This window comes from Pedococcus sp. 2YAF34 (assembly GCF_052114585.1).
Lineage (GTDB): Bacteria > Actinomycetota > Actinomycetes > Actinomycetales > Dermatophilaceae > Pedococcus.
In genome coordinates this window covers 1-20223 of record NZ_JBFRFA010000015.1, presented here as the reverse complement: position 1 = coordinate 20223, position 20223 = coordinate 1, and the positions used below count along the sequence as shown (strand labels likewise).

15 protein-coding genes, 1 tRNA gene and 1 pseudogene are annotated in these 20223 nt (G+C 73.2%); 12 read left to right on the top strand and 5 right to left on the bottom strand.

All coding sequences use genetic code 11. The features are described 5' to 3' along the window. Positions 1-29: 29 nt before the first annotated feature. A complete protein-coding gene (locus AB4Z02_RS10040) occupies positions 30-1385 on the top strand; it encodes an L-lactate MFS transporter (protein ID WP_441970700.1) in 1356 nt (451 codons plus the stop codon). A 68-nt stretch (positions 1386-1453) separates the two neighbouring features. Here the strand turns inward: AB4Z02_RS10040 and AB4Z02_RS10035 are convergent, their stop codons facing one another. Together AB4Z02_RS10035 and selD are read right to left on the bottom strand one after the other, a co-directional pair. Next, a complete protein-coding gene (locus AB4Z02_RS10035; RefSeq protein ID WP_056883168.1) occupies positions 1454-1891 on the bottom strand; it encodes a rhodanese-like domain-containing protein in 438 nt (145 codons plus the stop codon). Further along, positions 1888-2880: a selenide, water dikinase SelD gene (gene selD, locus AB4Z02_RS10030; protein WP_441970698.1), complete on the bottom strand. Its 993-nt coding sequence runs from the start codon at positions 2878-2880 to the stop codon at positions 1888-1890. Before selD ends, AB4Z02_RS10035 begins: the two co-directional genes overlap by 4 nt. 167 nt (positions 2881-3047) lie before the next feature. Here selD and AB4Z02_RS10025 point away from each other — a divergent pair, with 167 nt between their 5' ends. The 3 genes from AB4Z02_RS10025 to selB all read left to right on the top strand — a co-directional run bounded on the left by AB4Z02_RS10025 (position 3048) and on the right by selB (position 5210). Further along, positions 3048-3236, top strand: coding sequence for a hypothetical protein (locus AB4Z02_RS10025; RefSeq protein WP_441970696.1), 189 nt, complete (start codon positions 3048-3050; stop codon positions 3234-3236). A gap of 58 nt (positions 3237-3294) precedes the next feature. Next, a tRNA-Sec gene (locus tag AB4Z02_RS10020) sits at positions 3295-3390 on the top strand. Between the two features lie 23 nt (positions 3391-3413). After that, entirely contained in the window at positions 3414-5210 is a 1797-nt protein-coding gene (gene selB / locus AB4Z02_RS10015) for a selenocysteine-specific translation elongation factor (protein ID WP_441970695.1), read from the top strand. A 110-nt stretch (positions 5211-5320) separates the two neighbouring features. Here the strand turns inward: selB and AB4Z02_RS10010 are convergent, their stop codons facing one another. After that, complete coding sequence (locus AB4Z02_RS10010; RefSeq protein WP_441970693.1) at positions 5321-6079, bottom strand: hypothetical protein; 759 nt, start codon at positions 6077-6079, stop codon at positions 5321-5323. Positions 6080-6192: 113 nt separating this feature from the next. Beyond that, positions 6193-7947: a sensor histidine kinase gene (locus tag AB4Z02_RS10005; RefSeq protein WP_056883173.1), complete on the bottom strand. Its 1755-nt coding sequence runs from the start codon at positions 7945-7947 to the stop codon at positions 6193-6195. Between the two features lie 324 nt (positions 7948-8271). On the opposite strand from AB4Z02_RS10005, the gene AB4Z02_RS10000 reads away from it, so the two are divergent. The 6 genes from AB4Z02_RS10000 to AB4Z02_RS09975 all read left to right on the top strand — a co-directional run bounded on the left by AB4Z02_RS10000 (position 8272) and on the right by AB4Z02_RS09975 (position 16778). Further along, positions 8272-11766 carry a sensor histidine kinase gene (locus AB4Z02_RS10000; RefSeq protein ID WP_441970691.1) on the top strand — a complete coding sequence of 1165 codons (3495 nt, stop codon included), beginning with the start codon at positions 8272-8274 and terminating at the stop codon, positions 11764-11766. Continuing rightward, positions 11753-12172, top strand: coding sequence for a roadblock/LC7 domain-containing protein (locus AB4Z02_RS09995; RefSeq protein ID WP_082590272.1), 420 nt, complete (start codon positions 11753-11755; stop codon positions 12170-12172). The genes AB4Z02_RS10000 and AB4Z02_RS09995 overlap by 14 nt, the downstream gene beginning before the upstream one ends. Positions 12173-12174: 2 nt before the next feature. Then, the gene (locus AB4Z02_RS09990) at positions 12175-12546 is read left to right on the top strand and encodes a DUF742 domain-containing protein (RefSeq protein WP_056883175.1); all 372 of its coding nucleotides are present in this window, start codon (positions 12175-12177) and stop codon (positions 12544-12546) included. After that, the gene (locus tag AB4Z02_RS09985; RefSeq protein ID WP_441970689.1) at positions 12527-13111 is read left to right on the top strand and encodes a GTP-binding protein; all 585 of its coding nucleotides are present in this window, start codon (positions 12527-12529) and stop codon (positions 13109-13111) included. The genes AB4Z02_RS09990 and AB4Z02_RS09985 overlap by 20 nt, the downstream gene beginning before the upstream one ends. A gap of 122 nt (positions 13112-13233) precedes the next feature. Continuing rightward, positions 13234-15174: a S9 family peptidase gene (locus tag AB4Z02_RS09980; protein ID WP_441970687.1), complete on the top strand. Its 1941-nt coding sequence runs from the start codon at positions 13234-13236 to the stop codon at positions 15172-15174. After that, a complete protein-coding gene (locus tag AB4Z02_RS09975) occupies positions 15171-16778 on the top strand; it encodes a glycoside hydrolase family 32 protein (protein WP_441970686.1) in 1608 nt (535 codons plus the stop codon). The genes AB4Z02_RS09980 and AB4Z02_RS09975 overlap by 4 nt, the downstream gene beginning before the upstream one ends. Here the strand turns inward: AB4Z02_RS09975 and AB4Z02_RS09970 are convergent. Continuing rightward, the gene (locus tag AB4Z02_RS09970; RefSeq protein WP_056883178.1) at positions 16769-17686 is read right to left on the bottom strand and encodes an alpha/beta fold hydrolase; all 918 of its coding nucleotides are present in this window, start codon (positions 17684-17686) and stop codon (positions 16769-16771) included. The two genes, AB4Z02_RS09975 and AB4Z02_RS09970, sit on opposite strands and share 10 nt — an antisense overlap. A gap of 66 nt (positions 17687-17752) precedes the next feature. Between AB4Z02_RS09970 and AB4Z02_RS09965 the strand changes: the two genes are divergently transcribed. Beyond that, entirely contained in the window at positions 17753-19072 is a 1320-nt protein-coding gene (locus AB4Z02_RS09965; RefSeq protein WP_441970683.1) for an MFS transporter, read from the top strand. Positions 19073-19362: 290 nt separating this feature from the next. Further along, positions 19363-20223 (top strand): annotated as a pseudogene (locus AB4Z02_RS09960) (hypothetical protein); the annotation flags it as partial.

The window sequence follows — 20223 nt, the reverse complement described above, 5'->3', positions numbered from 1 at the left end:
GGAACCACACGGGCAGAAGGAGGGACGAGATGAGCGAGAGCACTCGCAGCACCACGGCCGGTGTCTCCGCGCGGGACGGCCGCGCCGCGGGCAGGGCTCCGAACCGCTGGGTCATCCTCGTGTGCGCCATCCTCGTGCAGCTGTCGATCGGGTCGGTCTACGCCTGGAGCGTGTTCGCCAAGGCGCTGCAGAGCGAGGAGGCGTTCGGTTGGTCGAAGGCCAAGGCCGCGGTGCCGTTCAGCGTCGTCCTCGGGATGATCTTCATCGGCAGCTTCGTCGGCGGCCGGCTGCAGGACCGCCGGGGCCCGCGCGTCGTCGCGATGGTCGGCGGGGTCATCTACAGCATCGGGGTCATCATGGCCTCGTTCGCGACCAACGCCGACATGTTCTGGCTGCTGGTCCTGGGTTACGGCGTCATCGGCGGGTTCGGGCTCGGGATGGTCTACATCGTGCCGATCGCCATGCTGCAGAAGTGGTTCCCCGACAAGCCGGGGCTCATCACCGGGCTCGCGGTGGCCGGGTTCGGCTTCGGCGCCGTGATCACCGCGCCGGTCGGGCAGGCGCTCATCGACAACTCGCCGTCGCAGCCGACGCGCGCGTTCCTCTGGCTCGGCATCGCCTACCTCGTCGCCCTGCTCATCGGCACGACCTTCTTCGCCAACCCGCCGGCCGGCGCCGCTGCCACGGCCACGACTGAAGCGGCGGACGACGACAAGGCCGTCGACGCGGTCTCGGGTGAGCGCGACTTCGCGGTGGACGAGGCCCTGCGCACCCCGCAGTGGTACCTGCTGACCCTGATCCTCACCATGAGCGTCACCGCCGGCATCTCGTTGATCGCGGTGGCGGCCGGCAGCGCCACCGACATCGCCGGGTACTCCAAGACCGCGGCCGCGAGCCTCGTCGGCATCCTGGCCGTCTTCAACGGCGGCGGCCGCATCCTGTGGGGCTGGCTGTCCGACATGGTCGGCAAGATGCCGGCGTTCCTCGGCATCCTCGGCATCCAGGCCGTCTGCCTGCTCCTCATCCCGCACGCCAGCAACACGGCCCTGTTCGCCGTCCTCGCCGCGCTGATCTACACCTGCTACGGCGGGGCGTTCGGCACCATGCCGTCGACGGCGGGCAAGTTCTTCGGCGTGAAGAACGTCGGCGCCATCTACGGGCTCATGCTCGTCGGGTGGAGCATCGGCGGCGTCATCGGGCCGCTGCTCATCGCCAGCCTCATCGGCGACAGCAAGTCCTACACCCGCGGGTTCACGATCATCGGGATCATCACCATCGTCGCCATGGTCATCCCCCTCATCACCCGCAAGCCGCACCACGGTGCAGGCGCTGCCGCGGGTACGCACCGAGCCGGAGCCGACCGGGGAGCCGGCGCCGCCCACTGACGGCCGCAGCACCGACGAGCCCGCCCGCTGCGCCCACCCGGCGCGGCGGGCGGGCTTCGTCCGAGCGGCTACTCGCGGACGTCGACGGGGCCGTCGTGCCGGGGCAGCCCGGCGGCGAACCACGCCTCGGCACCACCCACGACGTCGGTGGCCCGGCGCAGACCCAGCCGCTGCAGCGACGCCGCTGCAAGGCTCGAGCTGTACCCCTGCCGGCAGACCACGACGACGAGCTGGTCGGGGCCCGTGACCTCCGGGATGTGCCAGGGGCTGCCCGGGTCGAGCCGCCACTCGAAGACGGTCCGGTCGATGACGACCGCGCCGGGCAGGTCACCCTGCCGCGCGCGCTGCTCGGTGGTGCGCGTGTCGACGAGGAGCGCGCCCGAGAGCACCGCGTCGTACGCCTGCGCCGGGGTGAGCCTGTCCAGCCCGGATCGTGCCTCGGCCAGGAGCGCCTCGACCCCCGCCGCGTCGTGCTGCCCGTCAGGGGTCGACGGGTCGGGCGTCACCTGACGACCAGGACCGAGTCGCCGCGCGGGACGAGCTCGCCCACCACGGTGCCGCCCGGCACCTCGCCGGCCACGAGCAGCCCCCCGCTGGTCTGGGCGTCGGCGAGCAGCACCAGCTCGTCCTCACCCACCCCGGCGTCGAGGTATGGGCGCACCCAGGCGAGGTTGCGCTGGCTGCCCCCCGGGACGAACCCGTCGCGCAGCGACTGCCGAGCACCGTCGAGGTAGGGGACGGCAGCAGCGTCCACGACCGCCGTGACGCCGGAGGCCCGGGCCATCTTGAACAGGTGGCCGAGCAGGCCGAACCCGGTGACGTCGGTGGCCGCGCGGATCCCGGCGGCCACGGCGTCGCGCGAGGCGCGGTCGTTGAGCTCGGCCATCGACGCGACCGCCTGCGCGAACACCTCGCCGGTCGCCTTGTGCCGGTTGTTGAGGACGCCCACCCCGAGCGGCTTGGTCAGGGAGATCGGCAGGCCGGCCTGCGCGGCGTCGTTGCGCAGCAGGCGGTCCGGGTGGGCGACCCCCGTCACGGCCATGCCGTACTTCGGCTCCGGGTCGTCGATGCTGTGGCCGCCGGCGACCGGGCACCCCGCGAGGCGGCCCACGTCGAGGCCCCCGCGCAGCACCTCGGCCGCGAGCTCGGGCGGCAGGACGTCCCGCGGCCAGCCCAGCAGGTTGACCGCCACCACGGGCCGGCCCCCCATGGCGTAGATGTCGGAGAGGGCGTTGGCCGCGGCGATCCGACCCCAGTCGTAGGCGTCGTCGACGACCGGGGTGAAGAAGTCGGCAGTGGCCAGGATGGCCAGGTCTCCCTCGACCCGCACGGCCGCCGCGTCGTCACCGTCGTCGAGCCCGACGAGCAGGTCGGGCGAGGCGACACCGGTGAGCCCGCGCACCATGTCCTCGAGCTCGCCCGGGGGGATCTTGCACGCGCAGCCCCCTCCGTGGGCGAACTGCGTCAGGCGGACCGGTGCAGCCGTGGTCGTCATGAGCCGACTGTATGTCGGCGCCTCGGCGCCGGTCCTGCCGACCGTTGCGGCCGACCATCGCGGCCGACCGTTCATGGCGCGGGCGCCGAACGCGGCCCCTCCGGGCGGGGGCCGGCGGAGTACATTCGGACCACGCGCCGGCGTGCGCGCACTGGGGAGGGTCGCCGATGTTCGCAGTGGTCCTGTTCTGCATCTTCGGGCTGGGGGTCGTGGCGTTCGCGGGGGTGATCGTCGTCGGTGTCGTCAACCGGTTCCGGGGGCGCAGGGACGACGACTGGCACGACGAGGGCGAGGAGGGCGCGCCGCCGAAGGTGCGCCCCGGCCCCGGCTGGGGCAACGGCGGATCCTGGAACTGACGCCCACGCCCACGGGGTCGCCACGGCACTGTCGCCGACCGCGTTATAGCGTGGCCGCGGAGGTGTCAGGGTTCCTGGTGGTCCCCCCGGTCTTCAACACCGGTGAGACCGAGCATCTCGGTCTGGCGGGTTCGATTCCCGTCCACCTCCGCCACAGTCGTCCAGGAGGTCCGCGCGGTGCACGTCTTCGCCACGGCCGGCCACGTCGACCACGGCAAGTCCGCGCTGGTCCGGGCCCTCACCGGTATCGAGCCGGACCGGTGGGACGAGGAGCGCCGCCGCGGGCTCACCATCGACCTCGGGTACGCATGGACCCGGCTGCCGTCGGGGGCGCAGGTCGCGTTCGTCGACGTGCCGGGCCACCAGCGCTTCATCGGCAACATGCTGGCCGGGCTCGGCCCGACGTCGGCGGTGGTCTTCGTCGTGGCCGCCGACGAGGGCTGGCGCCAGCAGTCGAGCGAGCACCTCGCCGCAGTGCACGCCCTCGGCATCAGCAGGGGCCTGCTCGTCGTCACCCGCAGCGACCTCGCCGACCCGGGCCCGGCGCTCGCGGACGGCCGCTCGCGGATCGCCCGGACCAGCCTCGGTGACGTCGAGGGGGTCCCGGTCTCGGCGCTGACGGGGGAGGGGATGCCCGAGCTCCTGGCGGCCCTCGAGCGGCTCGCCGCCGCCACGCCACCGCCACGCACCGACGGCCGGGTGCGGCTGTGGGTCGACCGTGCCTTCACCATCCGCGGCAGCGGCACCGTCGTGACCGGGACCCTGGGGGAGGGGACCATCGCGGTGGGTGACGAGGTCGACCTCGCCGGTCGGCCGGCCCGGGTCCGCGGGCTGGAGTCGATGGAGCAGCAGCACGACCGCGTCGGTCCCGTGTCCCGGGTCGCGGTCAACCTCCGCGGGGTGGGTGTGTCCGAGGTGGCTCGCGGCGACGTTCTGGTCACGCTGGGGGCGTGGCGCCTGACCGCGGTCGTGGACGTGCGGGTCGATCCGGTCGGGGGCTCGGAGCGGCTGCCGGGGGGCGCCACCCAGCAGCGCCTGCCCTCGCAGCTCACGCTGCACGTGGGCACCACCGCCGTGCAGGCGCACGTGCGGCCGCTCGGGGCGGACGCCGTACGGCTCGTCCTCGACCGGCCGCTGCCCCTCGTCGCGGGTGACCGCGCGATCCTGCGCGACCCCGGTGCCAAGCGGGTCGTCGCCGGCGCCCTGGTGCTCGACGCCGACCCGCCCGAGCTGCGCCGGCGCGGGGCCGCCCGCCGGTGGGCGGAGCAGCTCGCCCGTGCCACGGGCACGCCCGACCTGGCCGCGGAGGTGGGGCGCCGAGGGGCCATGCGCGTCGACGACGCCGTCGCCCTCGGCATCCCGCTGCCCCCCACGCACTCCGACGAGGTGGCCGTCCACGGTCCGTGGCTCGTGGCCACGTCTGCGCTCGAGGGCTGGTCGGCGGCCCTTGCTCAGGCGCTGCACCGCCGGGTGGCCGAGCAGCCGCTCGAGCCGAGTCTCACGGCCGAGGCGGCGGTGGCCGTGGCCGGTGTCCCCGACCGCGCGCTCCTGCCGCAGGTGGTGCACGCGGCCGACCTCGAGCTGGTCGAGGGTCGGGTCTGGGTACCTGGCGTGCGCGCCTCCCTCGGCGCGGCCGAGTCCGGTCTGCTTGAGCTCGAGGAGCGCCTGGCCGCAACGCCTTTCGCCGCGCCGGAGCAGCCCGACCTCGACGCCTGGGGCCTCGGCCGGGCTGAGGTGGCCGCCGCCGTCCGCGCCGGCCGGCTGATGCGCCTGGACGACGGGGTGCTGCTGCGACCGGACGCCCCCGCGCGGGCGATGCGGGTGCTGGCCGGGCTGCCCCAGCCGTTCACGCTCAGTGAGGCTCGGCAGGCCCTCGAGACGACGCGACGGGTCGCCGTCCCGCTGCTGGAGCACCTCGACAACCGCGGGTGGACGCGTCGCGTGGACGGCAGCCACCGCCAGGTCGTGCGCTAGCTGACGGTGGGGCGCTCGCGGGGCTGGGCGATGCCCGAGGGGTGCGCGGCGCGCAGAGGCCTGCGCCGGCCCCGGGGGAAGGGACCGGCGCAGGTGGCGCGTGGGCTGCGTCAGACGGTGCGGTAGGCGGTACCGGTCGCCGTCCCTGACGGGGTGTTGGCGCCGGTGCCGGACTGCGTACCGGACTGGGTGCCGGGCAGGCCGGGCCGGTCACCGTCTGGTCCGTGGCCGCCGGGGCCACCGGTGCGCGTGGTGATGGTCTTGAGGTCCTTGCTGACCTCGAGCATGACCGGGGTGCCGGCCTTGGTGCCGAGCACGTCGTAGGAGCCGTCGGGGTCCTTGCGCACGCTCGACACGGTGACGGCCGAGTCCTTGGCCTTCACCGCGGCGGTGACCTTGGTGAGCTCGGCGCCGGTGACCGGGGTGTCGGCGCTGCCGCCCATGCCGCCCCCCATACCGCCATGGCCGCGGCCGCCACCGGGACCGCCGGTCTCGACGGTCACGGTCTTGAGGTCCTTGCTGACCTCGACCCTGACGGGGGCACCGGCCTTGGTGCCGAAGACGTCGTAGGAGCCGTCCTCGTCCTTCCGGGCGGAGGTGACGGTGACGGCGGAGTCCTTGGCCTTGACCGCGGCGGTGACCTTGGTGAGCTCGGAGCCCGTGACGGGGGTGTGGTTGCCACCCGGGCCACGGTCGCCCTGGGGGCCGCCCTGGGGCGCGGTGCCCTGCTGGCCGTAGCCGAGCGCGTAGCCGGCGGAGGCTGCAGGGGCGTTGGTGGCCGACGCGTTCGCCAGGGAGGCCGCGGCGATGACGATGCCGGTGGCTGCGGCGATCCCGCAGGCCGCCGTGACGATGGACTTGCTGGGCACGTGGTGCTCCCCTCTCGTGTGCCGCGCCGGGTGGCGCAGGCTCTCCGACGAAGGTCGCGGCCCAGCCTGTGGTCAGGCTGTCAAGGGGCTGGGGTGGTCCTACGAGACCCCGATCAGCCGGTGGGCAGCAGGACCGTGAAGGAGGTGCCCCTGCCGAGCTCGGAGTCCACCGCGACCGAGCCCTGGTGCCGCGACACGATGCGCTGCACGATGCTCAGCCCCAGTCCGGTGCCGGGCACCTCGAGGGCGTCGGGGTTGGTGCTGCGGAAGAACTCGGTGAACAGCGAGCGCTGGTCGGCCCTGGAGATGCCGATGCCCTGGTCGGAGCAGACCAGCTCGACCCGGTCGCCGACGGTGCGCAGCTGCACGGTCACGGCGCCACCGTCCGTCGTGTACTTCACGGCGTTGCTGATGAGGTTGTCCACGAGGCGCGCCAGCTCTTCGGAGCTGCCCCAGGCGCAGGGGGCCTGCGGGGGCGCCTGGACGGTGATGGTGACGTTCGCCTGCGCTGCCCGCGGCAGGAACATGTCGACCGCGTCCTGGACGAGCGCGACCATGTCGACGCGCTCGCGCACCAGCGGCCGGTCGGGGTCGCTGACCTTCGCCAGGGTGAGCAGGTCGTCGACCAGCCCCTGGAGGCGGTGGGTGTTGCGCTCCATCACCTTGAGCGACCACGCCGGGTCGCCGGTCGGGTCCTCCTTGAGCAGCTCGAGGTGGCCCATGATCGAGGCGAGCGGGTTCTTCAGCTCGTGCGAGATGGTGGAGAAGAGGGTCGTCTTTGCGCGGTCGGCCCGTCGCAGCTCGGCGGTCATCCGGCGCTCGAGCTCGAAGAGCCGGGCGTTGACGATCGAACGGCCGACGTCCCGCCCGATCTCCAGGGCGGCGACGCGCTCGGCCTCGCTCCACGCCGGGGCGTCGGTCGAGCGCGTGAGGACCATGTGGCCCAGGCACTCGGTGCCCGCGCCGATGGGCGCTAGCAGCAGCGAGCCGGCGCCGGTGGGCTCCAGGAAGTCCGTGACGGCCTGCAGCTCGGACTCCTCCAGCACACCGCTCGGACGCGCGACGCCGTCCCGGATCACCGCCGCGACCTGCTGGCTCCAGCAGTACTCACCCATGCGACGGGCGATGTCGACCATCTCGCGGGGGGTGCGCTCCAGGCCGTGCAGGGAGTAGGCGGCGAGGCTCTCCGTCGTCGCGGCGTCCTCGTTGGAGAAGGCGCGGACCCACAGGCCCAGGCACTCCATACCGGTCCTGATGGGGTCGACGATCGCCTCGACCACGCGCGAGGGCTCCAGGATGCCCTGGGAGATGCGGGCGAGGTTCTGCACGGTGCCGGCGAGGCGGACCTGCTCGGCGAGCGTCTGGCGCTGGCGGAACGAGTTGATGGCGATGCCGGCCTGGTTGGCGAAGACCTCCAGGACGCCCTGCTGCACCTGGGTGGGCCGCTTGGCCGACAGGGGCAGGTCGACCGAGATCATCCCGATCATCTCGCCGGCCGGGTCGTAGAAGGGGGCGAGCAGGGTGTCCTCGGGGTCCCAGGCCTCGGGGTCGCCGATGACCTGCTCCTCCCACTCCGACGCGACCCAGCCTGCCGGGGCGGTGGTCGGCAGCATGGCCGCCGGGATGAAGCGCAGCGAGCCCCAGTGCTCGGCGACGGCGAACTCCGCCTCGATGCTCTCGCGCGAGGTTCGCCGGCCCATGAGCTGGGCCGTGGCGTCCGGGTGGCCGCCGATGGCGACGATCTCGAGGTCGCCGCTGGACCGGACGAGGCTGATCGCCGCGACCTGGAAGCCCACGATGTCGGCTGCTCCCTCGACCACGAGGTCGAGCAGGTCCTGAAGGCTCTCCTGCCCGCTGGCCTTGTTCATCAGTCGCGAGAGCTGACGAAGCGCCTGCACCTCGCTTGTCGAAACCGTGCTCTCCATCTGGATCCCCGTCACTCCTGCGTCACCCAACGGTGACGGCCTCACGGTATACACCCCGCCGACGGACCGCGCGGCTTATGTCGCCTTTCGGGACGTGCGGTTGAGGGTCCAGTCAGCCGTCCGACGCTGTCACCCGACGCGCCTAGTCCCTTCGGCCACATCTGCAGAGTCGAACGTTCGAAACGACCACGCAGGCCTACCCAGACCCCTCATCCGGACCCATATCTTGCCGATCGCCCAAGTTTTCGTGATGAGGAAGGTGGCTCCGTGTCCAGACTGCAGTCGGCGGCTGGCCGTGTCCCCCAAGGCTGGTCCTTCGGCGACTGGCCCCTGCGACGGAAGCTTGCTGCGGCTGTCGTCCTGCCGGTGGTGCTCGCCTTCGTGTTCGGTGGCCTGCGCGTCAAGAACGACTTCGACACGTCGACGAAGCTCGACCGCGCGGCCGACACCGTCCTGGTCATCCGCCCCGTGGTCGAGTACAACCTCGCCGTGCAGCGCCTCGCGGCCGCCGGCAGCGTCGGCGGCGGTGGCGTCATCGCCGCCATCACCAAGTACGAGTCCGCCGCGGCCGACCTCCGCATCGCCCTGAAGACCCCCGGCATCCCCGAGAGCGTGCGGCGCAGCGGCACCAGCGCGCTGTCCCTCGGCCAGGCCGTGCGCAGCGCCAAGACCCAGAACGGGTTCTCCGACGTCGTCATCGACCGGTCGGGCAGCATCGCGACGCTCCTGTCGACCGCCGTCGCCGACCTCGGCCTCTCCGACGACTCCGCCTCGGCGAAGATCGTCGTCGCCGTCCAGGACACCCTCGCCGCCCAGCGCGCGATGACCGGGCAGCAGCTCAACCTCGCCAACACCGACGACGGCGCCGCCACGCTGCGCGCCATCGGCCAGGTCGGCGCCGAGACCGCTGCCCTCACCCGCCTGCAGGCCGAGGTGCCCGACAGCGGTGCCCAGGTCCGCCAGCTGCTCAACGACAACGGCCGCCGCAACTACACGCTGCAGCAGGAGAGCATCGACAAGGACCAGCTCGCCGCGCTCGGCACGGTCGTCGAGTCGAGCAACGCCGGGTACACCAAGCTCCTCGACAGCGAGCTCGTCTCCCTCGAGAGCAACCTGCGCCAGCGCGCCTCCGACTTCCGCGGCACCGCCATCCTCAACGCGATCATCGTGGCTGCGGCGCTCATCGCCGCCCTCGCCATCGTGCTCGCCCTGCTCCGCTCGCTCCTCGTGCCGATCCGCGCGGTGCGCCAGGGCGCCCTCGACGTGGCCAACAAGCGCCTGCCCGCGGCCGTCGCCGCCATGCGTGACGGCACCGAGCCGCCGGAGTTCGTGGCCATCCCGGTCAACACCAGCGAGGAGATGGGCCAGCTGGCCCGCGCCGTCGACGACCTCCACACCCAGGCGCTGACCCTCGCCGGTGAGCAGGCCCGCCTGCGCGTGCAGGTCGGCCACATGTTCGAGACCCTCTCGCGCCGCAGCACCTCACTCATCGACCAGCAGCTCTCGCTCATCGAGCGCCTCGAGAGCGACGAGGAGGACCCCAAGCGGCTGCAGAGCCTGTTCCGCCTCGACCACCTGGCAGCCCGTATGCGTCGCAACAGCGACTCGCTGCTCGTGCTCGCCGGGACCTCCACGCGTCGCGGTGTGTCCGGGTCGGTGTCGGTGTCCGACGCCGTGCGCGCGGCCGTGTCCGAGGTCGAGAACTACGAGCGCATCGACATCGGCGACACCTCCAACGACCACGTCCTGGGCGCCGTCGGCTCCGACCTCATCCACCTGCTCGCCGAGGTCGTCGACAACGCCCTGGCCTACTCGCCGCCCACCACCCGCGTGGGGATCCGCGGTGCCCGTACGCCCGAGGGCGGCCTCCTGATCGAGGTCGACGACAAGGGCCTCGGCATGCCGCCGAAGGAGCTCGCGGGGCTCAACGACCGCCTTGCGCACGGTGGCGACATCACCCCCGACACCGCACGCCGCATGGGCCTGTTCGTGGTCGGCAGCCTGGCCAAGCGCCACGGCATCGCCGTGCGCCTGCGTCGCAACGGCGCCGACAAGCAGGGCGTCACGGTCTCGGTGCACCTGCCCGCCGGCCTGCTGGCCGACAACGCCCGCGCCGAGCGCCCGGTCCGCCCCGCAGCGGCCGCAGCCGCCGCAGCTCCTGCTCCCGCAGCTCCTGCCGCGACGCCGACCGCTCCTGCCGTCGGCGGGACGACCAAGGCGGGCCTGCCGACCCGCGTCCGTGGCGCCAGCGGAGCCCCGAGCCTCACGCCCACCCCGAGCACCGGGCCGAGCCCCGTGCCCGGTGCGGCGAAGAAGGTCCTCCCGACCCGTACCCCCGGCGCGCACGGCCCCACGGCCGGCGGCGGCATCCCCTCGATCCCGATCAAGCCCGTCATCGAGGGCGCCGAGGCCGCGGCCGAGGAGAAGGCCGCGACCAACGGCCACTCCGTGGTGGCGAACGGCAGCAACGGTGCGCCGGCTGAGGTCAATGGCAGCAACGGTGCGCGTGGCCACGACACCCATGGTGACGCCGCCGCGGACACCGCAGCCCAGGAGAAGGCAGAGGCTGGCAAGGCCGCCGAAGCCGCCAAGGCTGCTGAAGCGGCCCAGGCGGAGACCGCTGCCAAGGCGAAGGCTGCTGAGGACGCCAAGGCAGCCGAGGCGAAGGCTGCTGAGGATGCCAAGGCAGCCGAGGCGAAGGCTGCTGAGGCGAAGGCTGCTGAGGTGAAGGCTGCAGAGGCCGCCAAGGCCGCCGAAGAGGCCAAGGCCGCGGCACCCACGGCCGAGGTCACGCGCTCGGCTGCCGGGCTCCCGATGCGCAAGCCGCGCGCCACGGGCATCACCGAGGCCACTGAGTTCGCCGAGACGCCGGCCACGGCCGACACCGCGGACAAGGGCGGCGACAAGGCCAAGGGTGGACGGCTCACGAGCTGGCTCCCCAGCCGCAAGGCTGCCGAGGCCGCTCGCATCGAGGCGCTGGAGGCGCAGGAGCACCGCATGCCCTCCAACCTCTCTGCCTGGCTCGAGCACCGCGCGGCGGTCACCGAGGCGCGCGAGAAGGCGGAGCGCGGCGAGGCCACCCCGACCGAGCCCGTCGTTGCCGAGGACGCCGCGGCGACCCCGGAGACCACCGAGCTGACGGTTCCCGACGCGTGGGTGGCCGAGGCCACCGACGACAGTGCGGACGCCGCCCCGGCGGCCGAGGCCGTCGCCCAGCCCACCGAGCCGGCACTGCCGACCCGGGTGCCCGGTGCCAGCGGCTCGACCACCCCGGTGGCCGCCGAGCCCGAGCCCTTCACGGGCCGCCCGGCGTTGCGGGCACACAACACGTCGTTCTTCGGAGCCCGTAAGGCGCGCACGGTGTCCGACGCCGACCTCGAGGTCGACCAGCACGCCGTCGCCGACACCACCATGGCCGAGACCACCGTCGCGGCACACCCCACCACCCAGGACGAGCAGGTCGAGGAGCAGATTGACGTGCAGGCTGACCCCCAGGCCGCGCCCGCCGCACCGGTCGGTGAGAACACCCCGATCTACCGGTCGCTGATGTCCGCGTCGGGCCTCCCGATGCGGCTGCCCGGCACCACCATGAACCCCGGCGAGACCGACGCCCCGGCTGAGGTGACCGCCGCACCCGCGACGTCGCGCCGCGACCCCGAGGCTGTTCGCCGCAGCCTGACCCGCCACAAGAACGGTGTGAGCGCCGCGCGCACCGAGGCACAAGACGGAACCCACCGAGAGGAAGCCGATGTTCAGCACTGACGCCATGGCCCAGCCCAAGGGCGAGTACGACTGGCTCGTGGCCAAGTTCGCGACCGAGACCCCTGGCGTGTCCCACGCCATCCTGGTCTCGGCCGACGGCCTGCCCATGGCCTCCAGCGAGCAGCTGCCCGAGGACCGAGCCGAGCAGATGGCGGCGGTGGCCTCAGGTATGGCGAGCCTGGCCTCCGGTGCGGCCCGGCTCTTCCAGGGCGGCACGGTCCTGCAGTCCGTGATCGAGATGGAGCTCGGCTTCCTGCTGCTCATGAGTGTCGGCGACGGTTCGCACCTCGCCGCCCTCACGAGCACGGACTCCGACATCGGTCAGGTCGGCTACGAGATGGCGGTGCTGGTCGACCGCGTCGGCAAGATGATCGACGCGGCTGCCCGGGCGCCGATCTCGGGGTAGTCATGGCGCCCGACGCACGCGAGGAGTCGGCCGGACCCAGGCTGGTCCGGCCCTACGCGCTGACGTCCGGTCGTACCGAGTCCGTGGTGGACCTGCCCATCGAAGCCACGCTCGAAGTGCAGCCGTCCGGACGAAGTGCGAACTGGCCCGAGGGACACATGTCGGGTCGCATCATCGAGCTCTGTGCCACCTCACAGTCGGTGGCGGAGGTCTCCGCCAAGCTCCACATCCCCCTCGGGGTCGCCAGGGTGCTCCTGGGCGACCTCATCACCGCGGGACACCTCAGGACCCGCGCCACCATCTCCGAAAACACGACGACCGACGAACGACGTGAACTCATCGAAAGGACACTCAGTGGACTACGCGCCCTCTAGCCGCAACAGCGCCTCGACCAAGATTGTCGTGGCCGGCGGGTTTGGCGTCGGCAAGACCACCTTCGTTGGTGCCGTCTCCGAGATCGACCCGCTGCGCACCGAGGCCCTGGTCACCCAGGAGTCCGCGGGCCAGGACGACATCTCCAAGGTGCAGCAGAAGCACACCACCACGGTGGCCATGGACTTCGGCCGCATCACGCTCGCAGAGAACCTCGTGCTCTACCTGTTCGGCACCCCCGGACAGCGCCGGTTCTGGTTCATGTGGGACGACCTGGTCAAGGGCGCCATCGGTGCCGTGGTCCTGGTCGACACCCGTCGTCTCGACGACAGCTTCGCGGCCGTCGACTACTTCGAGGCCAAGGGGCTGCCGTTCATCGTCGCGCTCAACCAGTTCGACGACGCCGGCCAGTTCGGTCCCGACGAGATCCGTGAGGCCCTCGCGATCTCTGCCCACATCCCCGTCATCACGGTGGACGCCCGCGACCGCGAGTCGGCCAAGCACGCCCTGGTGCGCATCACCGAGTTCGCGCTCACCCAGCTCACCCGGGTCCCAGCCACCACCTGAGGCGTCCCGCACCGAGCCCACCGAGCGCACCCCCGCGCACCCGAGACAGCCCGAGCCCGGCCACCCCGCAGGGGAGTGCCGGGCTCGGGTCTTTTCGCGGCACGGGCTGGCACACTGCGGAAATGAGCACTCCCACGCCACCTCGGTCCACCGCACCGTACGGCGCCTGGGCCTCGCCCGTGAGCGCCGCCGCCCTCGCCGGCGAACGGGTCGTCCTCGACCAGCCGAGGATCGACGACGGGCACGTCTACTGGCTCGAGGGTCGTGGCACCGAGGGTGGTCGGGTGGTCCTCGTCCGGGACGGGGTGGACCTGACGCCGGCCCCCTTCAACGTGCGCTCGCGGGTGCACGAGTACGGCGGCGGCGCCTACACCGTCGACCACGGCGTCGTGGCGTTCGTCGACTTCGCCGACCAACGGGTGCGGCTCCTCGAGGGTGGCGCGGACCCACGTGTCCTGACCCCCGAGGGCGACGGGTCGCTGCGCTACGCCGACCTGCGCCTCCACCTCGGAGGCCGCCGGCTCTACTGCGTCCGCGAGGACCACCGCGGCGAGGGCGAGGCACGGAACACGGTGGTGCGCCTCGACCTCGACGGCGACAACGCCGACGGCGGGACCGAGCTGGTCGCCGGACCCGACTTCGTCGCCGCGCCGAGGCTGAGCCCCGACGGGGCGCGCCTCGCCTGGCTGCAGTGGGACCACCCGAACATGCCGTGGGACTCCACGCAGCTGTGGGTGGCCGAGGTGACCGACGACGGTCTCTCGGACCCGAGGATGGTGGCCGGCGGCGAGGGGGTGGCCGTCACGGAGCCGCGGTGGTCCGCGGGCGGCGACCTCTACCACCTCACCGACCGCACGGGGTGGGCCGAGCTGGCGGTCGTCCACCCGGACGGCAGCACCGCTGTCCTGACCGACGCCGGGCGCGAGCTGGGCTGGCCGCAGTGGGTCTTCGACCGGCCCTCGTTCGGCTTCACCGGCGACGGCACGGTGGTCTGCACGTGGTTCGCCGACGGCCGGGGCCGGCTGGGCACGGTCGCCGACGGGAGCCTGTCGCCACTGGACGTGCCGGGGGTGGCGTTCGACCACGTCACGGTCGAGGGCCGCACGGTGGTCGCACTGGTCGACCGGGTCGATCGGCCGCGATCCGTGGTGGCCATCGACCTCGGCACCGGCGCCGAGCGGGTGCTGCGGGCCGAGTCCGCGGTGGAGCTGGCCGCTGGGATGGTCACGACCCCGGAGGGCGTCTCGTGGACCAACTCGACGGGCGACACGGTGCACGGGGTCTTCCACGCACCGTCCAACCCGGCGTTCCGGGCCCCTGACGGCGAGCTGCCGCCGCTGGTGGTCAGGCTCCACGGTGGGCCCACCTCGATGACCGTCGGGGCGCTCAGCCTCGACACCGCCTACTGGACCAGCCGCGGCCTGGCGGTCCTCGACGTCAACTACGGCGGCAGCACCGGGCACGGACGGGCCTACCGCGAACGGCTGCGCGGTCGGTGGGGTGTCGTCGACGTGGACGACTGCTCGACCGGGGCTCGCGCCATGGCCGAGCAGGGCCGGGTCGACGGCGCCCGGCTGGCCATCCGCGGCGGCAGTGCAGGCGGGTTCACCACGCTGGCCGCCCTGACCGGCACGGACGTCTTCGCCGTGGGCGCCAGCTACTTCGGCGTCGGCGACCTCGAGGCGCTGGCCCGCGACACGCACAAGTTCGAGTCCCGCTACCTCGACGGCCTGGTGGCTCCCTACCCCGAGGGTCGGGACGTCTACCGCGAGCGGTCACCCCTGCACCACCTCGACAGCCTCAGCGCGCCGATGATCCTGCTGCAGGGGCTGGACGACGAGGTCGTGCCGCCCGACCAGGCCACCCGGATGGCCGACGCCGTGCGGGCCAAGGGCCTGCCTGTCGCGCACCTGGAGTTCGAGGGGGAGGGGCACGGGTTCCGCCGCGCCGAGACGATCGTGCGGGCCCGGGAGGCCGAGGCGTACTTCTACGCGCGGGTCTTCGGCTACGACCTCGCCGACGACGTGGAGCCGGTCGACATCGACAACGACCCCGGGGCATGAGCCGCGAGGCGCCGAACCTGGTCGACCTGGCCGAGGCCGACCGGCACCGGCCGCGCTTCCACTTCGTGTCGCCGGCGGGCTGGCTCAACGACCCCAACGGGTTGACGCAGTGGCAGGGGACCTACCACCTCTTCTACCAGTACAACCCGGCCTCGGCGCTGCACCACCGGATCCACTGGGGCCACGCCACGAGCACCGACCTGGTCACCTGGACCGACCAGCCCGTCGCCCTCAGCCCGGGCGATGACGGGCCCGACCGGGACGGGTGCTGGTCGGGGGTGCTCGTGGACGACGACGGTATCCCGACCATCCTCTACTCGGGACGTGACGGCGACCGCGAGCTGCCTTGTCTCGCAACCGGTTCCACCGACCTCACCACCTGGGTCAAGGACCCGGCCAACCCCGTCATCGACGGCTACCCCGAGGGGCTGGAGCTGACGGCGTACCGCGACCACTGCGTCTGGCGCGAGGACGGCCGCTGGCGCCAGCTGGTGGGTTCGGGCATCGCAGGGGTCGGCGGCACGGCGCTGCTCTACGAGTCCGCCGACCTGCGCAGCTGGCGGTTCGTGGGTCCGCTGCTCACCGGCGACGCCGCCGTCGGCACCGTCGAGGGTGGTGACTGGACCGGCACGATGTGGGAGTGCGTCGACCTGTTCCGGCCCCCGCTCACGGACGGTGTCGCCGCGGCGACCGGCGACGCCGGCGCGGACGGCGTGACGAGTCCTGTCGACGTGCTGGTGTTCTCGGCGTGGGACGCCGGGGTGACCCACCACCCGCTCTACTGGACCGGCCGCTACCGGGGTGACTCGTTCGAGCCGCGGGAGCTGCACCGGCTCGACTACGGAGGCCGCTACTTCTACGCCCCGCAGAGCTTCCGCGACGCCACCGGCCGGCGCATCGTCTTCGGCTGGATGCAGGAGGGTCGCACCGACGAGGCGATGGTCGCGGCCGGCTGGTCGGGGGTCATGTCGCTGCCGCGGGTGGTCGCGCTCGGCGCCGACGGGCGGCTCGCCCAGGCGCCGGCGCCCGAGGTGGCGAGCCTGCGCGGTGCGCAGGAGGAGTACGCCGCACAGTGCCTGACCGACGCGCCCCTGCCGCTGGGCGGCGGCGACCAGCGCGACCTCGAGGTCGCCCTGGTCCTCCCGCCCGGGGCCACCGTCGCCCTCGCCCTGGCTGCCTCACCGGACGGGGCGGAGGTGACCCTCCTCGAGCTGACGCGAGCTGGCGCGGTGGGGACGACCGACGGCCCGGCCGGCAACGGCACGACGGCGGGCAACGGCGTGACGGCCGACGACCGCCCCGAGGCGGGCACCGTGACCCTGGACCGTTCGCGCTCGAGCCTGGACCCCACCGTCGACGCCACCCCGCGCTCCGGTCCGTTCCCGGTCGGCGACGACGGGTCGGTGGACCTGCGTGTCGTGGTCGACCACTCCGCGCTGGAGGTGTTCGTCAACGGCCGTGCCCTGACCGCCCGCATCTACCCGACGCGCGAGGACGCCCTGCGGATGTCGCTGCGTGCCGTGGCCGGTGACGCCGAGCTGCGCGGGGCGACCGCCTGGGCCGTGCGCGACAGCTGGTCCGGCCCGCGCCGGCTCTACCCCTGAGGGGTTGCGCGCACCCGGTCCAGGACGGCCGCGGCCACCTCGTCCGGGTGCGACTCCGGGAGCCAGTGGCCGGCGTCGAGCTCGACGAACCGGTAGTCGGGCCCCACGCAGCGTGCGGTCCGCTCCGCCGCGGCACGTCCGAGGGCAGGGTCGTGGCGTCCCCACAGGTAGGTCGTCGGCACCCTGACCGGTGACGCGAAACCGTGGTCCGGCCCGTGTCCCTTCGCGCCGCCCGCGAGCCGGGCCCACAGGTGGGACGGGTGGAGGTCGGACGGCTGCAGGCGGGGGAGCCGGGGCCGCAGCGCGCGGTACCAGGCCAGTCCGCCGCTGGCGGCGCCCGGCTCACGGAAGCGCGCGACATACCGCTGGACCTGCTCCGGTGGCAGGCCGGTCCCGCGCAGCACGGACGGCAGGCGTCGGCGCAGGAAGGCCTCCGGCAGGACGGGGACCTGGAAGGCGAGCATGTACCAGCTCTTGAGTGCCTGGTCGCCGTGCCGCAGCGCCCACGCCATCGCGTCGGGGTGGGGGGTGGAGGCGACGGTGAGGCTGTGCAGCCGGTCGGGGTGCCGCTCGGCGAACGCCCATGCGACGGCACCGCCCCAGTCGTGCCCGACGAGGTGGACCCGCGGCGCGCCGCTCGCGTCGACGAGGGCGAGCACGTCGGCGACCAGCTGCGACATCCGGTATGCCGCCGCGCCGCGGGGGCGGGCGCCGGGGGAGTAGCCGCGCTGGTCGGGGGCGAGGACGCGCACGCCCTGCGCGACCAGGCGGGACGTCACCGGCGCCCACGCGGAACGGTCCTGCGGCCATCCGTGCAGGAGCACCGCGACGGGCCGGTCCGCTGGTCCGCCCGACGGGCCCGCGTCGGTGACGTCGAAGGTGAGGCCGTCCCTGTTGAAGTGCTCCACGCCGTCGAACCTAGCCCCCGTGGACTGCTGCGCAGCAGGTCGCAGGCGTGGGGGACAATCGGACCCGTGAGCTCCCGCCCCGCGCCCGTGCAGCTCGGCGGCAGGAGGGCCTGGGTCGTCTACGGCGCGTCGGTCGCGATCTACGTGCTCGCCGTCTTCCACCGCAGCTCGCTCGGCGTCGCGGGGCTGATCGCCGCGGACCGCTTCCACATCGCCGCGACCCAGCTGTCCGTCTTCACGATGGTCCAGCTCCTCGTCTACGCCGCGATGCAGATCCCGGTGGGGGCGCTGCTCGACCGGTTCGGCTCCAAGCGGCTGCTGCTGGCCGGGGTGACGTTCCTGACCGTCGCGCAGCTCGGGTTCGCGTTCGCCACCTCGTTCCCGGCCGGCATCGTCGCGCGGGTCTTCGTCGGCATCGGCGACTCGATGATCTTCATCCCGCTGCTCCGGATCGTGGCCCTGTGGTTCCCGCCGCTGCGGATCCCGATGGTGACCCAGCTGACCGGCCTGCTCGGCCAGGTGGGGGCGCTGGTCGCGGCGACCCCGCTCGTCCACGCGCTGCACCAGTGGGGGTGGACGCCGACCTACGCCACCGCCGGACTGACGGGTGTCGTGCTCGGGCTGCTGGTCCTCGTCGTGGTCCGCGACTCCCCGTACCCCGACCACGAGCTCGACCAGATCAAGGTCCGCGCGCTGGCCCGGACGGTGCGCGCGGCCTGGCGCACACCGGGTACCCGGCTCGGGCTGTGGTCGCACTTCTCGGCGCAGTTCGGGGCAACCGTCTTCGCGCTGCTGTGGGGCTACCCGTTCCTCGTGGCGGGGCAGGGGCTCTCGCCCGAGACGGCCGGCACGCTGCTCATGCTGATGACGGTGACCACGGTGGTCACGAGCCCCCTCATCGGCGGCTTCGTCACCCGCTACCCGTTCTCGCGGTCGACGCTCATCCTCGGCATCGTCGCCGCGATCATGACCGTCTGGGCGGTCGTCCTGCTGTGGCCGGGGCGCGCCCCGCTGCCGCTGCTGGTGCTGCTCGTCGTCGTCACCGCGGTCGGTGGGCCCGGCTCGATGGTGGGCTTCGACCTCGCACGCACCTTCAACCCGCCGACCCGCCTCGGCAGCGCCACCGGCATCGTCAACGTCGGCGGCTTCCTCGCCTCGCTGTCGACCGTGACGCTCATCGGGGTCATCCTCGACCGCGTCGCCCCCGGGGGCCCGAGCACCTACGACGTCGACACCTTCCGCCTGGCGATGTCGGTGCAGTACCTCGTGTGGGGCCTCGGGGTGGTGCAGATCCTGCGCTACCGACGCCGGGCCCGCCGCGAGCTCGCGGCGACCGACCCGGACGCGTACGCCGCCCTGCGTGCGGGCCGCAGCGTCGCCCACTGAGGCCCGCGCCGACCGTTCGAGGGCCTGTTGCCGACCTCCCACAGGTGACCCGCAGGCCTCTCACCTGCGAAAACGCAGATTTCGTGACCGATTCGTGACCATTTCTGGACACCTGATCGAAGAAGCGCGACCACCTGCTGAAAAACATCCGTGTAACTCCCCGAACCACACGGATGTCATTTCGTGGAGAGGGCTTCGAGGCGTGGGATTGGTGTGACGAGAGGGTTTGGAGTGAAAACCCGGCCCTAGTCTGCTGCGGCTGCCAGTCCCCGTCGAAAGAGGCATCCCCCGTGCCAGGCTCACCGTCTGTCCACCGCGCGCTCCGCGCCGGCTCGGCCCTCTCCCTCGTCGGCCTGCTCACGCTCACCACGGCCCTGGCCGCCACCGCGGAGCCCGACCCCGTCTACCCGTCCAAGGCGCAGGTCGACCGCGCCAAGGCCGCCGTCACCGGCGCCGCCGGGCAGATCGCCGCCCTCGACGCGCAGTACGCCGCGGCCAGCGCCCAGCTCAGCCAGGTCCAGGACCGCGCCGCCGCTGCGGCCGAGGCCTACAACGGGGCCCGCCTCCAGCTCCAGCGCCGGGCGGACGAGACCGCAGCCGCCCAGAAGCGCGCTGCCGCCGCCGAGAAGGTCGCCGAGGCGGCCAGCCTCGAGGTGCGTCGGTACGCCGCAGGCGTCTACCAGCAGGGCGGCAGCCTCGGCGAGATCGAGGCCTACCTGTCCAGCGACGGCCCCCAGGACCTGATGGACCGCGCCACGGCCCTCGAGGCCGTCGCCGACGCCCGCGCCCGCTCCGTGCAGGAGGCGCAGGCCACCTCGATCGTCGCCTCGACCATGAAGCGCCAGGCCGCCCAGGCCCAGGCTGCCCAGGCCAAGGCCGCCACCTCGGCCCAGGACGCGCGTGACGCCGCGCAGGCCCAGGCCGACCAGGCGCAGGCGGCAGCCGTCTCCATCCAGAAGCAGCAGGCGTCCCTCGTTACCCGCATGGCGACGCTGCGCAGGACCTCCGTGGCCCTCGAGCGCCAGCGCCAGGACGGCCTCGCCGCCGCCGCGGCCGCACGCGCCGCAGCTGCGGAGGCCGCCCGACAGGCCAAGCTGGCCGAGGAGCGCGCCGCCGCGGCCCGCAGCGCAGCGGCGAAGAAGGAGGCGCAG